We start from the raw sequence: 18,212 nt of genomic DNA, 5'->3' as shown, positions 1-18,212 counted from the left end.
TCACGCCCCCTGCCGTCGTACCCCCTCTTCCCCCATCCACTCCCCCTTTCGTTCGACGCGCCGGTCTTCGCACAGGCGATGCGTTCGCTTGGATCGCGGAATCACCCAGAGGTAAGTGGTCCGCCACACGAGTGACCGCTATGCGAACCGAACACGCAGCCGACGGGCAGTCGCCGAGCGGATCGGCCACCGCGTCGGTGGGGGATCGACGATGAGCAGCCCGGACGACGCCGAGCTGGCGGTCGGTGCGGACGCGTTCACGCGCGAGGGCAGGGGCCTCGAGGTCGCGGTCGTCGGCGCGGGTGCCGTCGGCGCGACCGCGGCCTACGACCTCGCACGCGAGGGTGCCGACGTGACGGTCTACGACCGCGGGAGCGTCGCCAGCGGTGCCAGCGGCCGGGCGGCGGGGATCTGTTACGACGCGTTCGCGGACGGGCTCGACGCCGAGATCGCCGGCGACGCCATCGAGCGCTTCCGCGCGCTCTCGGGCGACGACACCTTCGAATTCGTCGAGTGTCCCTACGTCTGGCTCGCCCGCGAGGACGATCCCGAACGCGCTGACGCGATCCGAGAACAGGTCCGACGAATGCAGGAAAACGGCACCGTCGCGCTCGAACTCGAGGGCGACGCGCTCGCGGACCGGTTCCCCGCCCTGCGGACCGACGACGTTGCCGTCGCCGGGATCGCTGGCGCGGCGGGCTATGCCGATCCCGCCGAGTACACCGCCTGTCTCGCGGCCGCGGCCACCGGTGCGGGCGCGACCCTCGAGACCGAGACCCCGGTCGAGGTCCGGGCCGATCCGAGCCGGGTGATCCGTCCGGACGGCGACGTTCACGAGGTCGACGCAGTCCTCGTGGCAGCCGGGGCCCGGACCGGCGGATTGCTCGCGGACGCGGGTCTCGAGTTGGCCGTGAAACCCTATCGCGTCCAGGCGCTGCTCGGGGACGGCGACCTCGCGGAGCCGATGTGTTACGATGCGAGCGGTGACTTCTATCTGCGACCGCACGCCGGCGGCATTCTCGCGGGCGACGGGACCGAAGAACGCGAGGCGGATCCCGACGGCTACGACCGCGAGGCCGATCCCGAGTTCCGGACCGATCTCCGCGAGCGGGTCTCACACCGGGTTCCGGCGATCGATCTCGGAGGTGAGAACGCTATCACGCGCTCGTGGGCCGGTCTCTGTACGGCGACCCCGGACCGGGATCCACTGGTCGGTGCGGTTCGGGACGGGGTCTACGCCGCGACCGGCTTCCAGGGTCACGGGTTTATGCGCGCGCCGGCGATCGGGCAGCGACTCGCGGCCGAGATCCTCGGCGGCGACGGGATCGACGCGTTCGACCCGACTCGGTTCGACGGCGACGAAGAATTCGAGATCGCGGAAGGAATGTCGACGGAGCCGAACTGACTTAGTCGTCGACGGTGACCGGTTCGGTCTCGGGGTCCGTCTCCGCGGATCCGGTCCGGTCGGTCTGCTCGAGCGACTCGGGACTCGGCTCCGTCTCCTGTGACGGCTCTTCGAGCGACGATCCCTTCGGGATTTCGACGCTCAGCGTGCCGGTTTCGGTGAGTCGGGCGGTCCCGGCGTCGGGATCGACGACGGCGTCGCCGGGCAGTTCGGCGGCGCCGGATAACGACATCCCCCGGCCGGGGAACCGCATCTCGTAGCCCTCGTGGAATCCCCGGAAGCGATCGATCCGGATCTTGACGGTGCCATCGAGATATCGGACCTGCACGTCGTCGGGTTCGGCACCGGGTGCGTCGAAGACGACCCGATAGGCGTCGTCGTTCTCGAGGATGTCGACGGGGAGCGAACGGTGGTTCTGGACGCGGCCGCTCGCGCGCCCGATCTGTCGATACAGCGTGTTGCCGACCGATTCCCCGAGGTCTTCGAGGCTCACGGGACCTCACCCCGGGCGAGACGGCCGGTGCGGGCGGCGGTCGTGGGGACCGAGAGAAGGGACTGACAGTACGTGGGAGACATGGCCGTACGAACGGATACGTGAGCCCGTTTCATATCTCTTTTGCCCATGCCAAAAGAAACGTCAGACGCGCGGCTCGACACCGTCCCAGCAAGGCGACGGACGGACGCCACTCCCCCGTCAGAGTTCGACCCGCTCGAGGCAGTCGGTCCCCCCACAGACCGGACACGACAGGTCGGTGACCTCGAGGTCGTCGGGAACGTCGTAGGTGTAGTGGTTCTCGAAGATATCGAGAAAACAGTCGTCGTCGGTACACACGATCTCTTCCGTCGGCGGCATACCCGTCCGTTCGGTCGGGAAACTAATCAACATTGGCTTCACCCACGACGACTGCAGGCTCCGGTGGCTCACTCCTGCTCGAGGGCTCGCTCGACGCCGGGTGCGAGGCTCGTGATGACCGCCGGGCCGTCGCGGTCCCTGACGACGAGCCCGTCCTCCTCGCGGACCGGCGGCGGTAGCGATCCGGCGGCGGCGACCGTCGACCGAGGGCGTGTAGTCACCGTTTTACCCCTCGAGGCGCTACCGGGAGCCATGACTGACCCCGAGACGCTGTCGGTGACGATCGTCGACGGCTACGTCGACGAGCCCGCACACTTCGGGGTGCCGCCGTACATCTCGACGTATCCCCGGTACGCGGCGGGTGCGCTCGTCGACGCGGGCGTCCCGCGCGAGCGGATCACCTACCACACGATCGATCGGCTCCGCGACGAACCCGATTACTGGCGGGACGTCGACGAGGCCGACCTCCTGCTCTATCTGGGCGGGATGACCGTTCCCGGCAAGTACGTCGGCGGGACGCCGGCCGAACCCGACGAGGTCCGCAAACTGGCCTGGACCGCCACCGGCACGAGCCTGATGGGGGGCCCCGTCAAGTTCGGCGTCGGCGACGAAAACGCCGGTGCAACCGAGACCGAACGGCAGGACCTGGACTTCGATTTCGTCGCCAAGGGCGACGTCGAGGCCGCCGTTCACGACCTCGTCGAGAGCGGCCTCGAGGGCTTCAACAACCGGATGCGAGACATCGAGGAGGTCTCGCGGTGGGCACGGGAGGGCGCGTTCGTCGTCGAACAACACCCCAACCACCCGGAGCATCTCATCGCCGAACTCGAGACCTCGCGGGGCTGTGCGTATCGGTGTTCGTTCTGTACGGAGCCGCTCTATGGCAACCCCGAGTTCCGACCGCCGCCGACGGTCGTCGGCGAGGTCGACGCCCTCTCCGATTACGGCGTCAAACACTTCCGGCTCGGCCGGCAGGCCGACATCCTCGCCTACGGCGGCGACGGCGAGGCGCCCAATCCCGACGCCCTGCGCCAACTCTACGGCGGCATCCGCGAGGTCGCGCCCGACCTCGAGACGTTGCATCTGGACAATATGAACCCCATCACGATCGTCGAGTGGCCCGAGCAGAGCCGCGAGGGGATCCGGATCATCGCCGAACACAACACGCCCGGCGACACGGCCGCGTTCGGTCTCGAGTCGGCCGATCCGGTCGTTCAGGAGGAGAACAACCTCAACGTCACCGCCGATGAGTGTTTCGAGGCGGTCAAGATCGTCAACGAGGAAGCGGGCTGGCGACCCGGCGAAGGCCCCGGGGACGGCCCGAGCGTCGGTCGGGACACCCCGAACCGGCTCCCCAAGCTCCTGCCCGGCATCAACCTCCTGCACGGCCTCAAGGGCGAGCGCGAGGAGACCTACGAGCGCAACCGCGAGTTCCTCCAGCGGGTCTACGACGAGGGCTACATGCTCCGTCGGATCAACATCCGGCAGGTGATGGCCTTCGACGGCACCGACATGAGCGACACCGGGGCCGAGATCGCCAACGACCACAAACAGCTGTTCAAACGCTACAAGAAGCGGGTCCGCGAGGAGATCGACAACCCCATGCTCGAGCGGGTCGCCCCGCTCGGCACCGTCCTCCCCGACGTCCACCTCGAGTACCATCAGGACGGCAAGACCTTCGGCCGCCAGCTCGGCACCTACCCCCTGCTGGTCGGGATTCCGGGCGAGCGCGAACTCGGGCGGACGATCGACGTCGCGGTCGTCGACCACGGCTACCGCTCGGTGACCGGCGTCCCCCACCCGCTGGATCTCAACGCGGCCTCGATGGACGAACTCACCGCCATCCCCGGCATCGGGGACAGTACCGCCGGCGACATCGTCGTCGACCGCCCCTACGAGACCCTGTCCGATGCCGACTTCGGTACCGAGGTCGACCTCTCGCGGCTCGCGACGGTTCGCCCCCTCGAGCGCGCGGACTGATTCCGTGCGTCTGGGACCGTCACACACTCGCATGGTCCCTCGAACCCGCCGGTCGAACGGGTACACAAGCCTCTTTCCCCGTCAATCGACGGCTCGGTGTCGGTAGTTCTATTATGGATGGGTCTCTGCAATGAAATAGAGGGTCTACCTGTGGAGATATCTGAAAAGCTGCTGTGTCTGTTCAGTACGGACGTTTCGGAGGAAGAGGATCGCTACGTCATCGAAGTACCCCGTCAGGAGGTCGAAACCGGCGACATCGACCCCGGCGAGGTCTACCGCGTCGCGCTCATTTCGCGGGACGAGGCGGCCACCGAGGACGACTCGGGGACGGCGAGCCAGCCCCAGAGCGCACCGTCGGAGCCGCAGCCACCGGTCGACGTCGGGGAAACCCGCTACGTCGAGATCGAGGACATCGGCAAGCAGGGCGACGGCATCGCCCGCGTCGAACGCGGCTACGTCATTATCGTGCCGGGTGCCGACGTCGGCGAACGGGTCAAGATCGAAGTCACCGAGGTCAAGTCGAACTTCGCGGTCGGCGAGATCATCGAGGACACCTTCTAGGACCCACCTTTTTTGCGCGAGTGGTCGGCTTCGCCGACCACTCGCGCAAAAAATCTGGACCAAAAAAGACCGAGCGCGAGCGTCGCTCGCGCTCGGTGAAACGGCGCGCTTCGCGCGCCGTACGATGACCGCTCCTGCGGTGCCTTCGTTCTCGAGCCGTCGGATTCTTCCTTGTGTTACTCCTCGAGCGGCGTCCCGTCCGCCCGCTTCGCACCTTCGGAGTCGTGGACGACGACCTCGCCTGGGTCGGGATCGACCGGCGCGTACTCGTCGCGGACGGCGATGGCTTCCTCGAGTTCCCGCACGGCCCGTTCCTTCAGCGCTCGAGCCAGTTCTTCGGCGTCGTCACGCGAAATGTCCCGACCCAGGCCCTCGCACTCGTGGGCGCGGACCATGCCGGCCTCGTCGACCGCTTCGCCCATGGGCTGGCTGGTGCCCGCGAGCGCGACGCTGAACGGGTAGGTGCGACAGATCAGCGGGCGGTCGTCGTGAGCGGTACACGCGCCAGTGCCGGCGTCGTCTTCCTCGTAAAAGGTACAGTCGCCGCAGTCGTCGGTTTGGAGCGCCCACTCGAAGGTCTCGCCCTCGAGGCCGCCGTCGTCGGTCTCCGAGAGGCCGTACGGCATCGGTCGGGCGATATCGCGCCAGTCGTACTCCTCGTCGTACTCGTCGCTTTCCTCGAGATTCCGAACTTCGTCGGGAAAGACGGTCGCCGTGTGGTCGTCCGCGTCGTCGGCTTTGCAGCAGGCCCCACAGCGGGTACACTCGAAGCCGATCGACTCGATCGCGTCCGCGAGGTCGGCGATCGAGAGCTGGCGGGCGTCGTCGAGTTCGGCCTCGAGCGATTGCACGCTCGAGGGGAGGCGGTCGAAGCGGAAAAGTCAGTCGTCCGCGGACGGTGCAGCGCGCTCGCCGTCCCACTCGACCCGCCCCTCGACGGCGAGTTTCTCGAGGTGGGCCAGGACCGTCGCTCGCGCGAGGTCTTCCACCCCTGAGAGGTCCTTGTCGTAGGCCGCTTCGAGGATCCCCTCGAGCGTGTCCGCGCCGCCGGTGACGGCCTCGCGGACGCGTTGCTCGCGGTCGGCCCGGTGGGTAAGCAGTCGCTCGAGGGTCTCGCGGGGCGCGTCGATCTCGGGCCCGTGACCGGGATACAGCGCCGGCGGATCGGCCGCCCAGAGGCGACGGAGAGTCGTCACGTACGCGCGCATGTCCCCCTCGGGTGCGCCGACGACGACGCTACCCTCGCGGACGGCACAATCACCACAGCAGATCGGGCCGCCGTGGCCGGCCTCGAGGGCGACGTGGTCCGGCGCGTGGCCGGGCGCGTCGAGAACGCGAACGCACTCCTCGCCGAGCGGAATTTCGGTCCCCGGCGTGACGGTGCGGTCGGGCTCGATCCCGGTCGCGTCGCGAAAGCGGTCGACGCGGCCGTAGCGGGCCCAGACCGTCGCGTCGGTTTCGGCCGCGTAGGCCGCGACGGCACCGACGTGATCGGGGTGGGTGTGGGTGACGAGGACGTGATCGACGGATCGGTCGCGGACCGCCCGGTCGAGGGCGTCGGTTCGAGCCGCGGGGTCGACGAGGATCGCCGATTCGGGGCTGGATTCGCCGTCCGAGGACGGTTTCGCTCCCTCGAGGAGGTACGCGTTGGTGTCGCCGGACGGCGCGCGCGTCGCGACGGGGACGGACCACCGAGTAACGTGCATGTCAGGACAGTACGACCGGGTGAAAAAAGACGTATCGGCGGCGACCGGCACTCGACCCCTCCCCGCTCCCCCGAGCAGTGGAGACGTGGGCGGCGAGTCGGTCAGTGATTCAGGTAGTAGACCTGTTTGCGCGCGTCGCGGAAGCTGTATCGGGAGCCGACCAGTCCGACGTCCTCGAGGCGATTGAGGGCGTAGCGGACGGTGCGGTCGGGCAGCAGCGACTCCTCGGCGAGTTGGCCCTGCGAGAGCGGCGAGTCGGTCTCGAGAACTTTCGCAACGAGTTTCGCGCTCGGGGGCAGATCGCGGAGTCGGTCGCGGTATTCGTCCTCCGACAGCGTTTCTTCGGCAGCAGCGCCACGGTCCTCGGCTGTACTCATGCTCATACCCACTTGAGTGCAATCGCCAGTGGTAAAGCTTCCCTATATGTGGATACGAACAATGCAGTTTGTATAAGGCATATGAATGAGGTATTAACACAATATATTGTGCCCGGCTCCGATCGACCGCAGGCGGGTGGTCGACCGCCGTCGACACCGATTCGTCAGTCGACTCCAGTATCGTTTTATCCCATCGCGACAGTAGATTCGCTCAGTGTGAAAGGACAGGAGTGGTACCAAGCCGACGACATCGCCGAGGAATACGACGACAAGCGGTTCTCCCGGGGCGGCCAGCTGATCGACCGCCGGGAGAAAGAGGCCGTCCTCGAGGCCATCATGCCGGTCGAGGACCGCAAGGTCCTCGAGATCGCCTGTGGTACCGGGCGGTTTACGGTCATGCTGGCCCACCAGGGGGCCGACGTCGTCGGACTCGACATCTCGGCGGCGATGTTACAGCAGGGACGACGGAAGGCGAAACAGGACGAGCTTTCGGGAACGCTGGAGTTCCTCCGGGGGGACGCGGGGCGGCTGCCGTTCCCGGACGATCACTTCGATACCGTCATCGCGATGCGGTTTTTCCACCTCGCTGACGACCCCGAGGCCTTCCTCGAGGAGATGCGACGGGTGGCCCGCGATCAGATCGTCTTCGATACGTTCAATCGGTTCTCGAGCCGGAGCGTCTACAACTGGGCGCTGCCGATGGGGTCCCGACTCTACTCGAAGAGCGAAGTGGCGGTCCTGCTCGCGAAGACCGATCTCACGCTCGTCGACGTGGAAGACGACTTCCTCCTCCCCTACGGGTTGTATCGATCGATTCCGAACGCGCTCGCCTCGCCACTTCGGGCGATCGACGAGGCGGTTGGGAAGCTCCCGGTCACCGATCACTTCGCGTCGGTATCGTACTGGAACGCGCGCGTTCGGTGACGGCATCGGGGTCAATCCAATCTATTTACTATCAGGAGCCCGTACCGGGACGTATGGAGCTCTCGGTAGTCGTCTCGACGCTGAACGACCGGGAGCGGTTGCCGTCGTGTCTCGATGCCCTCGGGGGGCGAACGCCGTCGTCGACGGAAATCATCGTCGTCAACGGCCCGTCATCGGACGGGACCACCGGCGTCGTCCGTGATCGCGACGACGTCGACGTCCTCGTCGAGATCTCCGAGCGAAACCCCGGCGTCTCCCGGAACGCCGGCCTCGAACTCGCGACGGGAGACGCGATCGCCTTCCTCGACGGCGAGTACACGATCGATCACAGCTGGTATCCGGCCATCGAGGGGGCGATGGCCGACGAGACCGACGTCGTCACCGGCCCCATCACCGGCGGTTCCGATCGTGAGCGCGATCGCTCGCCCCGGCGGATCGGCGGCCGGACGGTGACGGAGTTTCACGGCGACAACGTCGCCTTCGAGCGATCCGTCCTCGAGGCATTGGACGGGTTCGACGAGTACCTCGTCCAGGAAAGCGAGTGCGACTGTGCCCACCGCGTTGCCGGCCTCGAGTACGAGGTCTCGTGGGACGCGGCGATGGCCGCCCGCCGTGAGGTCGGGACCGACGGCGGCCGGGCCGACCCCGACTGGGGGGCGACCTACCGCTCGCTGTCCTACCGACTCGCGAAGAACTACGGCCCCCGACCGAGCGTGTTCGCCCGGACCGTCGGGAGCGCGCTCCGGGACGGTGCCGGCGGCGTCCGTCGACTGGCCGCCGGCGAGGCGACGCCGACCGGCTGGGTCTCGGACGGCGTCGATGTCACCGAAAACATCGCACGCGGGCTCTGGGACGGCGTCCGCGCCCGCTATGCCGACCGCTCGAGCCGACGGAACCCCAACGGGCTCTCGGAGCGCCACGACCGGGCGGTTCGGGTCTACGACCGGCGCTGACGTGGTATCGCGGGCCCGCCCCACCACCTGTTATTCGCCGCGGAACTCGGGTTCCCGGCCCTCGAGTCGCGCCTCGAACCCTTCGCGGTAGTCGTGGGTGTCGTCTATTTCGTAGGCCAGTTGGCGCTCGTAGGCCAGCCCCTGCTCGAGGGGGGTCTCGAGGGCGGCGTTGAGGGCTTTCTTCGCGTTTCGAAGCCCGAGCGGCGCGTTCTCACAGAGGTCGTCGGCGAAGGCCTTCGCCCGCTCGTCGACGTCGTCGGTATCGACGACCTCGTGGGTCAGGCCGATGTCGGCGGCCTCCTCGGGGTCGATGAACTCGCCGGTCAGGACGATCTCTTTGGCCTTCGAGAGTCCGACCAGCCGGGGGAGCCGCTGCGTGCCCCCTGCATGGGGGAAGGTCCCCAGTTGGACCTCGAGCAGGCCGTACTTCGCGTTCCGGCCGATGATCCGGAAGTCACAGGGAAGCGTGAGTTCGAACGCGCCCGCGGGCGCGGCGCGTTTGATGCCGACCACGACCGGTTGGCGGGTCTCCTCGATCGTCTCGAGGACCTCGGGGAACTTGTTGCGGTCGATCTCGGCGTCGGGCTCGACCCGGTCGCGCATCATCTCGAGGTCCATCCCGGCACAGAAGACCGGCCCTTCGCCGAGCAGGGTGGCGGCACGGATGTCTTCGTCGGCGTCGACCCGCTCGAAGGCCGTGATGAGATCGTCCATGAGCGGGACGGTCATCGCGTTTCGCTTGTCGGGTCGCGAGAGGTAGACATCGGCCCGGTCGTCGTGCCAGTCGATCGCCGCGAGGCCACTGCCAACGGATTCCATGAGCGATGCATTGCACGGGACCCGGTTAAGTGTGGCTGGGGCCGCACGTCCTGCCGATATCGTCACTCGAGTGCGACGCGATTCCCGGATCAGTCGCGCCCGAGGCGAGTTCCGCGACTCGAGTCCGCGGTCAGTCCTCGATGTCGTAGAGGTCCGTCGAGAGGGAGCGTTCGCCGGTGTCGGGGAGGACGACGACGATCAGTTCGTCGGGGTTGTCGGCGGCGTAGTCGGCGGCGGCCGCGATCGCTGCACCGGCGGAGATGCCCACGAGCAACCCCTCCTCGTGGCCGAGTGTCCGGGCCGCGGCTCTGGCGTCGTCGGCCTCGACGGCCCGGACCTCGTCGACGAGTTCGGTCCGGAGGATCTCCGGGACGAAGCCGGGGCCGATCCCCTGGATGTCGTGGCCGTCGGAACTGAGTTCCGAGAGGGTCGGCGACTCGGCGGGTTCGACCGCGACCGACGTGAACTCGGTCTTCCCCCGCTCTTCCTTGATATACTCCGAGACGCCCGTGATCGTGCCGCCGGTCCCGACACCGGCGACGACCGCGTCGACTGCGCCGTCCGTGGCCTCCCAGATCTCGGGGCCGGTCGTCTCCCGGTGGGCCGCCGGGTTGGCCTCGTTTTCGAACTGGCCCGCGAGGACGGCGTTCTCCCGATCGGCGACGATTTCCGCGGCCCGCTCGTTGGCGCCGCCCATCCCGTCCTCGGCGGGGGTCAGCTCGAGGTCGGCCCCCAGCGCCCGCAGGAGTTGGCGGCGCTCGGTCGACATCGATTCGGGCATCGTCAGCACACAGTCGTAGCCTCGAGCGGCCGAGACGGCCGCCAGCCCGATCCCCGTGTTGCCGCTGGTCGATTCGACGACGGTGCCGCCGGGCTCGAGAGCGCCCTCGCGCTCGGCGGCGTCGATGATCGCCCGTGCGATCCGGTCTTTGACGGAGTAGGGGTTGGCCGCCTCGACTTTCCCGACACAGTTGTCGGCGACGGCATCGAGTCGCAACAGCGGCGTCTCGCCGATCAGTTCGTCGACGGTCGCTGCGGCATCGATCTCGGCTGCAGCGGGAAGCGATGAGTCCATCACCCGAATCACTGGCGAGGACGCCAGTCCGCGTTATCCCGAACAGGTTCGTACGGGTTCGTGACTCGCGGCCCTGGCTCAAAGCCACGTTTGAGCTTGGGGCGGGCTTTTTTCCGTTTCCGAACGACCGTTCAGTATGGATCGACGACGATTCCTCGCGGCCTCGAGCGTCGGGCTCGTGGCCGCAGTGGCAGGGTGTACCGGAAGCGCGACCGAGGGCGACGACGACCCCGAACCGGGATCGACTACGGGCTCGGATGCGAACGGCACCGACGCCGACGGCGAGATCACGGTGAGTGCCGACGGCGAGGTCGAGGCCGAACCGGATCAGGCGACGGTCGATGTCGGGGTCACTGCGACCGGCGAAAGCGCCGACGCGGTCACCGACGAACTCGCCAGCGGTGCCGAACGGCTCCGCGAGATCTTCGACGACCTCGGCATCCCCGACGAGAACGTCGAGGAGGGGCGGTACCGCGTCCATCCCGCTCGCGGGCGCGAGACCGACGGGTTCGAGGGGTCTCACTCATTCGACGTGACCCTCGCGGACGTCGATCGGGTCGGCGAGGTCATCGACGCCGCGATCGAGGCCGGTGCCGACGACGTCGGCCGGGTCCGGTTTACGCTACAGGAAGAGACCCGATCGACGCTACGCGAGGACGCGATCGACGCCGCGCTGGAAAACGCCGACGCGGAGGCGGCACACATCGCCGACAACCGCGAGGTCGAGATCACGGGAACGGCGGCCGTTACGACCGGTGACGTGCAGGTGCATGCGGTCCGTACCGAAGCCAGCGACGACGCGGCCGGAGGTGCCGGCGGGGCCCCGCCGACCGAGATCGATGCCGATCCGGTCAGCGTGACCGCGAGCGTGACGGTCACCTACGACTTCGAGGCGTGACCGTTTCGGCGGGCCCGTCCGGCGGACCGCAACGTTTTCGGCCAGCCTAAAACCGAACGCTTTTTGAATAATTAGGCTCGCCTAAAACGTATGGATCCGACCCCACACGCGGACCGGAGCCGTCGCGCGTTCGTCGCGACGGGTATCGCGGCCGGCAGTGCGGCAGTAGCCGGCTGTATCGGCGGAATCGATTCCGAATCGACGAGCGATGGCGACTCCTATACCGTCTCGATGGCCCCGATGGGCGAGGTCGAGTTCGATTCCGTGCCGCAGGACGCCTTCGTTACCTTCCCGCAGTACGCGGACATGGCCGTCGCGCTCGGCCACGGCGACGCGGTCACCACCCTCTTTGCACCCGACATGTCCGGCGCGACGATGAACACCTACTACGACCGACTCGAGGGCGTGTCCTTCGAGTGGGAAGGGCTCGAGAACCCCCTCGCGGAGGGACTCAGCGAGGAGCGACTCTACGCCCTCGACAGCGACGTTCACTTCCTCGATCCCTCGTACCCGGTCAAGAACAACGACGACTGGGATGCCTCGACCGTCGAGGACGTCGCCGATCAGATCGGCCCGTGGTTCGGCAACTTCCACAGTGGGGTCCACAGCGAGCCCGCGTCGGTCTACGCCGACAGCTACGAGTACTACACCCTCTGGGAGCTGTTCGAGCGGGTCGCGGCGGTCTTCCGCGAGGAAGAACGCTACGAGGCGCTCGCCGAGGTCCACGCGGATCTGCGCTCGCAGATCGAGTCGAACCTCCCGCCGGAGAGCGAGCGGCCGACGGTCGCCCGCGTCACGTTGGGCCAGGGTCAGTTCTACGCCTACCACCTCAACGCGCCCGGCTACTGGCAGGCCGACACCCGGCCGCTCGGGGCCCGCGACGTCTTCGCCGACCGGGACTGGGAGCGCGACTGGGGCACCGTCGGCTACGAGGCGATGCTCGACGCCGATCCCGACGTGATCCTCCACCTCTGGGGGATCACGCCTCGATACGCCATCGGCAACGTTCGCAAGCGACTGGAAAACGACTCCGCCGGCAGCCAGCTCACCGCGGTTCAGGACGACCGGGTCGTCCCCGGCGGAATGCGCTATCAGGGGCCGCTCATGAACCTCTTCCAGCTCGAGATGACGGCCAAGCAGCTCTACCCCGAGCGGTTCGGCGAGTGGCCCGGCTACGAGTCGGGCGAGTCCTACCCCGAGATTCCGGCCGACGAGCAGCTGTTCGACCGCCAGCGCGTGGCCGAAATCGTCACCGAGGGCGCGTAGGATGGGCACCGACGGCGACGACGCGACTGGCGGTACTGACCGCGAGTTCGACGCCGACGTGGCCGTCGTCGGCGGCGGGCCGGCCGGCTGCGCCGCCGGCGTCTTCACCGCGCGAGCGGGCCTCGAGACGGCGATCTTCGACCGCGGCCCCTCGTCGCTACGGCGGTGTGTCTCCCTCGAGAACTACCTCGGGTTCCCCGGCGGGATCGACGTCGGGACCTTCCTCGATCTCGCGCGGGATCACGCCGAGACGGCGGGCTGTCGGTTCAACGAGGACCTCGTCGAGTCGGTCGCGTTGCCGGCCGACGGCGGGTTTCGACTCGAGACGCAAGACGGCGGCACCTATCGAACGCGGTACGTGATCGCCGCGACCAAGTACGACGGCTCGTACCTCCGCGGGCTCGACGACCCCGACGCGCTGTTCGTCACCGAGGAGCGCGACGGCGAGACGGTCGAGCGCTTCGACGGGACCTATCCCGACGACGACGGGCGGACGCCGGTCGACGGCCTCTACGTCGCCGGCCCGCTGGCCGGCGGTGGCGACCAGGCGATCATCGCGGCCGGCCACGGCGCGACGGTCGCCCGGTCGTTGCTCCGGGACCGCCGCGAGGACGCGGGCTACTGGGGCCGGTTCGCCGAGCGCTACGACTGGCGACGCGACGCCGCGGACAGGGCCGAGGAGTGGGCCGATCCCGACCGCTGGGTCGAACTGTTCGAATCGGACGCTCCCGAGGAGTACGACCCAGCCGAGATCCGTCGCCTCGCCGAGGCCTACGCCGAGGAGCGCGACGACAGCTATGTCGACCCCGACACCGCGAGTCGGCGGGCCGACCGCGGACAGCGCCGGCTCGCGGCCGCGCTGGACGACGCGGTGCTGCTCGAGGCCGTCGACGACGCGGCGATCCGCGAGTACGTTCGCGACGCGGACGGCGACGATCCGACGGAGGACTGACCGCGTCGACGAGCCGCGAACGTCGACCGGGGGTTTCGATCGCACGCTCGAGTGACCGGGTTCGCGTCGCTATCGATTTCGAAGGGGGACTGAAAAGCGGCTATCGAACGGAAAACGAGGGTCGCGGCCGTTAGTCGTCGGCCGGAACCGCCTGCGAGTCTGCTCGCCCGGAAGCCATGGCGAGGACGTCGTCGAAGAAGTCGAGGGTGTCGTGCGGGCCGGGGTTGGCCTCGGGGTGGTACTGACGGGTGATCACGTCGTACTCGACGCCGTCGATTCCTTCCGGCGTGTCGTCGTTGACGTTGATCTGGGTGACCTCGAGGTGTTTCCCGGGGTCGGCAACGGTGTAGCCGTGGTTCTGAGTGGTCATCACGACCTGCCCGGACTCCAAGTCGAGGACGGGCTGGTTGACGCCGCGGTGGCCGAAGGTCATCTTCTCGGTCGACCCGCCGAGGGCCTCGGCGACGATCTGCTGGCCGAGACAGATGCCGGCGACGGGCGTGTCCTCGACGAACGCCTCGACGAGACTGATCGCCTGCCCGAAGTTGACCGGGTCGCCGGGGCCGTTGGAGATAAAGAGCAGATCGGGGTCGACGGCCTCGACCGCGGACACGTCGGCGTCGTAGGGCAGCACGTGAACCGTCGCGTCGCGCTCGAGCAGCGAACTGATGATCGACCCCTTCGCACCGCAGTCGACCAGCGCGACCGTCTCGCCGTCGTTGTCTTCGCCGTAGACTTCGGGCTCGTCGACGCTGACCTGCGCGCCGATCTCGGTGTGGTCGCTCATCGCCTTGCAGGCCTCGAGTTGCTCGAGGGCGTCTTCCTCGGTGACGTCCTCGCCCACGGCGATGCCGCATTTCATCGCGCCGCCGTCGCGGATGTCGGTGACGACGTCGCGGGTGTCGAGGTGGTCGACCGCCGGGATACCCTCGCGCTCGAACCAGTCGACGATCTCGTCGGTGAACTCCTTGGCGATCGCGGCGCGGGGGTGGATGCGGTCGTCCTCGAAGCGCTCCTCGCGGACGCCGTAGTTGCCGATCAGCGGATACGAGAACGTGAGGATCTGCTCCTCGTAGGAGGGATCGGTGAGACTCTCCTCGTAGCCGGTATACGCTGTCGTGAATACGATTTCGCCGCGGGCCGTCCCGTCGGCACGACCACGTCCCTCGAGTACGTGGCCGCCTTCCAGTGCGACGTAGGCTTCCGTCATTACGATCTACGTATCGGATGGACCGGCATAAGTGTTGTCTTCGAAGCTCAGTTACGATTTTCGTAATCGGTAAGTGCGGGTTCGCCGTAGGTACGCATCTCCATGGACGACCTGGACCGACAGATCCTCGATATTCTCCGGCGAGACAGCCGCACGCCCTACACGGAGATCGCCGACGAAGTAGGGACCAGCGAGGGGACCGTCCGGAACCGCGTCGAGCGGATGCTAGACGACGACGTGATCGAGCGCTTTACGATCTCGACCCGGACGGGCAACGTCCAGGCGATGATCGAACTCAGCGTCGCGGTCGATGTCGATACCAAGGCCGTCTCCGAACGGATCGCCGAGTGGGACGAGGTCGACTTCGTCTGGATGGTCTCTGGCGAACAGGACGTCGTCCTCGTGGTCGACGCCGCGGACACGCGCGGGGTCAACGATCTGATCACCAAGGCCCGCGATCAGGAGGAGGTCGTGAGTACGAAAACGCGGCTGATTCTGGACGAGGAACTCGGCTGAATCCGCCGCTTGCTTCGCTCCGGTCGGGAGCGGGCGACTCGAGTCGCGCCGGTGTTCCCGTTCGGTAGGCGAACTCCCTCGCTTTTTTGCCCGATGGGCCACATTCCGTTCTAATGACCACCGAGAAACGCTCCGGAAATCGAAACGAGTCGGTCGCGGCCGATCGAACGGGGGATTCGAATCGGGACCGATCGGTGGCCCTCGACGAGGCCGAAACGCTGTTTCACGCCGTCGAAGAGGCCGTTTTTCTGATCGATGTCGAACGGACGGAGCGGGATCTCGAGTTCACGTTCCGACGCGTCAACCCGGCCTACGAAGCGGCCACCGGCCTGACCGACGCGTCGGTCACGGGGAAATCCCTGCAGGACATGTTCGAGTTGTCCCCCGACGGCGACACCCTCTGTCGATACCGGGAGTGTGTCGAGGGCGGAGAGCCGGTCGACGTCAGCGCGACGCGTTCGTTGCCGGTCGGGCAACGAACCGTCGAGACGACGCTGCACCCGGCCGACTCGAGCGGTCCGGTCCGCCGGATCGTCGGTATCGTTCGTGACATCTCCGAACGGGCGACGACGGAGCGTGAACTCGAGCGGGACCGGGACCTCCTGCCGAAAGCGGAGGACCTCGCGGCCGTCGGCGGGTGGGAACTCGATCTCCGAACGAACGATCTCCGGTGGACCGACGGGACGCGAGCGATCTTCGAGGTCGACGACGACTACGAGCCCACGCTTTCTGACGCGATCGAGTTCTATCGGCCCGCCGATCGGCCCACGATTCGCTCGTTCGTCGAGGCGTGTCGATGCCGCGAGGAGTCGTACGACGGCGTCCTCGAGATCGTCACGGCCGAGGGGAACGACCGCTGGGTCCGGACCGTCGGGGAACCCGTCACGGAGGACGGAACCGTCGTCGCGTTACGCGGCGCGATTCAGAACGTCACGGCTCGGAAGGAACGCGAGCGGGAGTTGCAACTCTTCCGAAAAGCGGTCGAACAGGCCGGTCACGGGATCATCATCACGGACCGCAGCGGGACCATCGAGTACGTCAATCCGGCCTACGAACGGGACACCGGATACAGCCGCACGGAGGCCGTCGGTCTGAACCCACGGATCGTCAAGTCGGGAAAGCACGACGAGGCGTTCTACGCGGACCTCTGGGACACGATCCGCTCGGGCGAGATCTGGGAAAGCGAACTCATCAACCGGCGCAAGTCCGGCGAACTGTACCACGTCGACCAGACGATCGCACCGATCACCGACGACGCGGGCGAGATCACGCATTTCGTGGCCATCGAGACCGATATCACGGCACAGCGGTTGCGGCGACAGCGTCTGGGCGTCCTCAACAGAATCTTGCGACACAACATCCGGAACGCGATGAACGTCGTCGAAGGGAACGCGACCCGGCTCCGGACGGTGTCCGCCGAAGAGGACCGTCACACCGCCGTGACGGCGATCGAAGAGCAGGCGGCCGACCTCCTCAAGATCAGCGAGAACGCGGCCGCCGTTCGAGACTTGTTCCAGAGAGAGCAGGACGCCGACGCGACCTGCGACGTCGGCGCGATGGTCTCGAGGCTGGCGGCCGACTTCGACGAGCAGTACCCGGACGCCGCGATCACGGTCACGGCCCCCGATTCCGTCTCGGTACAGGCCGACGACCGCCTGGAGATGGCGATCCGGGAAGCGATCCACAACGCCGTCAGTCACAACGACCGCCCCGTCCCGGACGTGACGGTCGGCGTCACCCCGCCCGAGGCGACCGACAGCGGTGACTGGGTCGACATCGTGATCGCCGACAACGGCCCCGGCATCCCGGCGGAAGAACGACCGATGATCGAACTGGGTCACGAGACGCCGCTCGTCCACGGCACCGGCCTCGAGCTGTGGCTCATCTACTGGGTGACGAAGAACGTCGGGGGCGAACTGCGGATCAGCGAGAACGAGCCGCGTGGCACGATCGTCACGCTCCGGGTGCCGCCGGCGACGTAGCCCGCCCGCGGTGGGGGCGACTGTGCCGCTGCGGTTCGGAGACACGAACCGTCAGCGAGGCGTTGCATGCGGCCTCGAGCGGGCCACCGGCACCTCGAGCGGCGGTCAGACGGCCTCCTGTCAGTCCTCCCGATCGGGCGTCAACAGGGCCGGCGGCAGCGAGCAGCCACAGGGTTCGACGGTGCCGGTTGACGGCCCCGTGGCGACGACGAACGCGACCGGCTCGCCGCAGGTCGGACAGTCGGGAAACGGCGTGTCGTCGCCGGCCTCGGGATCGCTACTCATCGGCCCGCCTCCGCGGGTTCTCGAGCGAGTGGAGACGGACTCGAGCGCGGTCGTGACTGGCGATGCGACCGTCGTGCGGGACGTTTATATCCCGGTAGAACGAACTGAATCATGGCTTGCTAACCCTCTCGGGTTGGAAGCCGAGTCTCGGGTGCTAGGTCCACCCGGGACGTTTCGAGACGTCCCCTGTCGGAGATCGGCTTCCGTACTAATTGTTGGTCAGTGGTCACTTATATCTACTGCTGGCGTGGTGGAATCTGTCGGCGTTCGCTCGAGGCGGTCGGGCGGAAATAGCGCTCGGGCAACGGTGTCTCCGAACGGAGTGTTCTGCTATCGTGGCAACACGGAGTAGCCACGCCCTCCCCAACCGATTCGCTCGCTCCAGAGTCGCTCTCTCATCCCTCGCACGGTTTCGAACTGTGCCTCACTTCCGCTCGGCACAGTTCAGCG

Annotated in this window: 20 protein-coding genes; 10 read left to right on the top strand and 10 right to left on the bottom strand. The window is 67.3% G+C overall.

Going from position 1 to position 18,212, the window contains the following annotated elements:
- The first annotated feature begins 211 nt into the window (after window positions 1-211).
- A complete protein-coding gene (locus tag NP511_RS07785) occupies window positions 212-1,405 on the top strand; it encodes an NAD(P)/FAD-dependent oxidoreductase (RefSeq protein ID WP_049965072.1) in 1,194 nt (397 codons plus the stop codon).
- Between the two features lies 1 nt (window position 1,406).
- Here NP511_RS07785 and NP511_RS07780 read toward each other — a convergent pair whose 3' ends face one another.
- From NP511_RS07780 to NP511_RS07770, 3 genes are all read right to left on the bottom strand, one after another.
- Window positions 1,407-1,898 carry an Hsp20/alpha crystallin family protein gene (locus tag NP511_RS07780; RefSeq protein WP_049965071.1) on the bottom strand — a complete coding sequence of 164 codons (492 nt, stop codon included), beginning with the start codon at window positions 1,896-1,898 and terminating at the stop codon, window positions 1,407-1,409.
- Window positions 1,899-2,099: 201 nt separating this feature from the next.
- Window positions 2,100-2,258, bottom strand: a complete 159-nt coding sequence (locus NP511_RS07775) for a DUF7559 family protein (RefSeq protein ID WP_162834890.1) — start codon at window positions 2,256-2,258, stop codon at window positions 2,100-2,102.
- A 68-nt stretch (window positions 2,259-2,326) separates the two neighbouring features.
- A complete protein-coding gene (locus tag NP511_RS07770) occupies window positions 2,327-2,479 on the bottom strand; it encodes a hypothetical protein (RefSeq protein WP_233274321.1) in 153 nt (50 codons plus the stop codon).
- Between the two features lie 31 nt (window positions 2,480-2,510).
- Here NP511_RS07770 and NP511_RS07765 point away from each other — a divergent pair, with 31 nt between their 5' ends.
- Window positions 2,511-4,238, top strand: coding sequence for a radical SAM protein (locus tag NP511_RS07765; protein WP_049965069.1), 1,728 nt, complete (start codon window positions 2,511-2,513; stop codon window positions 4,236-4,238).
- Between the two features lie 150 nt (window positions 4,239-4,388).
- Window positions 4,389-4,799 (top strand): TRAM domain-containing protein, encoded by a 411-nt coding sequence (locus NP511_RS07760; protein WP_006650007.1) that lies wholly within the window; start codon window positions 4,389-4,391, stop codon window positions 4,797-4,799.
- Window positions 4,800-4,975: 176 nt separating this feature from the next.
- Here the strand turns inward: NP511_RS07760 and NP511_RS07755 are convergent, their stop codons facing one another.
- From NP511_RS07755 to NP511_RS07745, 3 genes are all read right to left on the bottom strand, one after another.
- Window positions 4,976-5,650 carry a YkgJ family cysteine cluster protein gene (locus NP511_RS07755; RefSeq protein ID WP_049965068.1) on the bottom strand — a complete coding sequence of 225 codons (675 nt, stop codon included), beginning with the start codon at window positions 5,648-5,650 and terminating at the stop codon, window positions 4,976-4,978.
- A gap of 30 nt (window positions 5,651-5,680) precedes the next feature.
- The gene (locus tag NP511_RS07750) at window positions 5,681-6,505 is read right to left on the bottom strand and encodes an MBL fold metallo-hydrolase (RefSeq protein WP_049965067.1); all 825 of its coding nucleotides are present in this window, start codon (window positions 6,503-6,505) and stop codon (window positions 5,681-5,683) included.
- Window positions 6,506-6,606: 101 nt separating this feature from the next.
- A complete protein-coding gene (locus NP511_RS07745; protein WP_006182618.1) occupies window positions 6,607-6,888 on the bottom strand; it encodes a helix-turn-helix domain-containing protein in 282 nt (93 codons plus the stop codon).
- 210 nt (window positions 6,889-7,098) lie between these two features.
- Between NP511_RS07745 and NP511_RS07740 the strand changes: the two genes are divergently transcribed.
- Together NP511_RS07740 and NP511_RS07735 are read left to right on the top strand one after the other, a co-directional pair.
- The gene (locus tag NP511_RS07740) at window positions 7,099-7,806 is read left to right on the top strand and encodes a class I SAM-dependent methyltransferase (protein WP_006650011.1); all 708 of its coding nucleotides are present in this window, start codon (window positions 7,099-7,101) and stop codon (window positions 7,804-7,806) included.
- 53 nt (window positions 7,807-7,859) lie between these two features.
- Window positions 7,860-8,759 (top strand): glycosyltransferase family 2 protein, encoded by a 900-nt coding sequence (locus tag NP511_RS07735; RefSeq protein WP_006650012.1) that lies wholly within the window; start codon window positions 7,860-7,862, stop codon window positions 8,757-8,759.
- Window positions 8,760-8,789: 30 nt separating this feature from the next.
- On the opposite strand, the gene NP511_RS07730 is transcribed toward NP511_RS07735, so the two are convergent.
- Both NP511_RS07730 and cysK read right to left on the bottom strand, forming a co-directional pair.
- The gene (locus NP511_RS07730) at window positions 8,790-9,578 is read right to left on the bottom strand and encodes an enoyl-CoA hydratase/isomerase family protein (RefSeq protein ID WP_049965066.1); all 789 of its coding nucleotides are present in this window, start codon (window positions 9,576-9,578) and stop codon (window positions 8,790-8,792) included.
- Window positions 9,579-9,708: 130 nt separating this feature from the next.
- Entirely contained in the window at window positions 9,709-10,653 is a 945-nt protein-coding gene (cysK, locus tag NP511_RS07725; RefSeq protein ID WP_049965065.1) for a cysteine synthase A, read from the bottom strand.
- 136 nt (window positions 10,654-10,789) lie between these two features.
- Here cysK and NP511_RS07720 point away from each other — a divergent pair, with 136 nt between their 5' ends.
- From NP511_RS07720 to NP511_RS07710, 3 genes are all read left to right on the top strand, one after another.
- Window positions 10,790-11,551, top strand: coding sequence for an SIMPL domain-containing protein (locus tag NP511_RS07720; RefSeq protein WP_049965064.1), 762 nt, complete (start codon window positions 10,790-10,792; stop codon window positions 11,549-11,551).
- Between the two features lie 90 nt (window positions 11,552-11,641).
- Window positions 11,642-12,817, top strand: coding sequence for an ABC transporter substrate-binding protein (locus tag NP511_RS07715; protein ID WP_049965063.1), 1,176 nt, complete (start codon window positions 11,642-11,644; stop codon window positions 12,815-12,817).
- A 1-nt stretch (window position 12,818) separates the two neighbouring features.
- A complete protein-coding gene (locus NP511_RS07710; protein ID WP_049965062.1) occupies window positions 12,819-13,769 on the top strand; it encodes an FAD-binding protein in 951 nt (316 codons plus the stop codon).
- Window positions 13,770-13,899: 130 nt separating this feature from the next.
- On the opposite strand, the gene carA is transcribed toward NP511_RS07710, so the two are convergent.
- Window positions 13,900-14,979: a glutamine-hydrolyzing carbamoyl-phosphate synthase small subunit gene (carA, locus tag NP511_RS07705; protein WP_049965061.1), complete on the bottom strand. Its 1,080-nt coding sequence runs from the start codon at window positions 14,977-14,979 to the stop codon at window positions 13,900-13,902.
- Between the two features lie 102 nt (window positions 14,980-15,081).
- On the opposite strand from carA, the gene NP511_RS07700 reads away from it, so the two are divergent.
- Together NP511_RS07700 and NP511_RS07695 are read left to right on the top strand one after the other, a co-directional pair.
- Window positions 15,082-15,495 (top strand): Lrp/AsnC family transcriptional regulator, encoded by a 414-nt coding sequence (locus tag NP511_RS07700; RefSeq protein ID WP_006650019.1) that lies wholly within the window; start codon window positions 15,082-15,084, stop codon window positions 15,493-15,495.
- Window positions 15,496-15,608: 113 nt separating this feature from the next.
- Entirely contained in the window at window positions 15,609-17,477 is a 1,869-nt protein-coding gene (locus NP511_RS07695) for a PAS domain-containing sensor histidine kinase (RefSeq protein ID WP_049965060.1), read from the top strand.
- A 120-nt stretch (window positions 17,478-17,597) separates the two neighbouring features.
- On the opposite strand, the gene NP511_RS07690 is transcribed toward NP511_RS07695, so the two are convergent.
- Entirely contained in the window at window positions 17,598-17,762 is a 165-nt protein-coding gene (locus NP511_RS07690) for a hypothetical protein (RefSeq protein WP_162834889.1), read from the bottom strand.
- Between the last annotated feature and the right edge of the window lie 450 nt (window positions 17,763-18,212).

The sequence above is a fragment of the Natrinema thermotolerans genome, assembly GCF_031165565.1.
Lineage (GTDB): Archaea > Halobacteriota > Halobacteria > Halobacteriales > Natrialbaceae > Natrinema > Natrinema thermotolerans.
The sequence above is the reverse complement of the archived record's forward strand: the minus strand, read 5'-3'. Positions and strand labels throughout refer to the sequence as shown.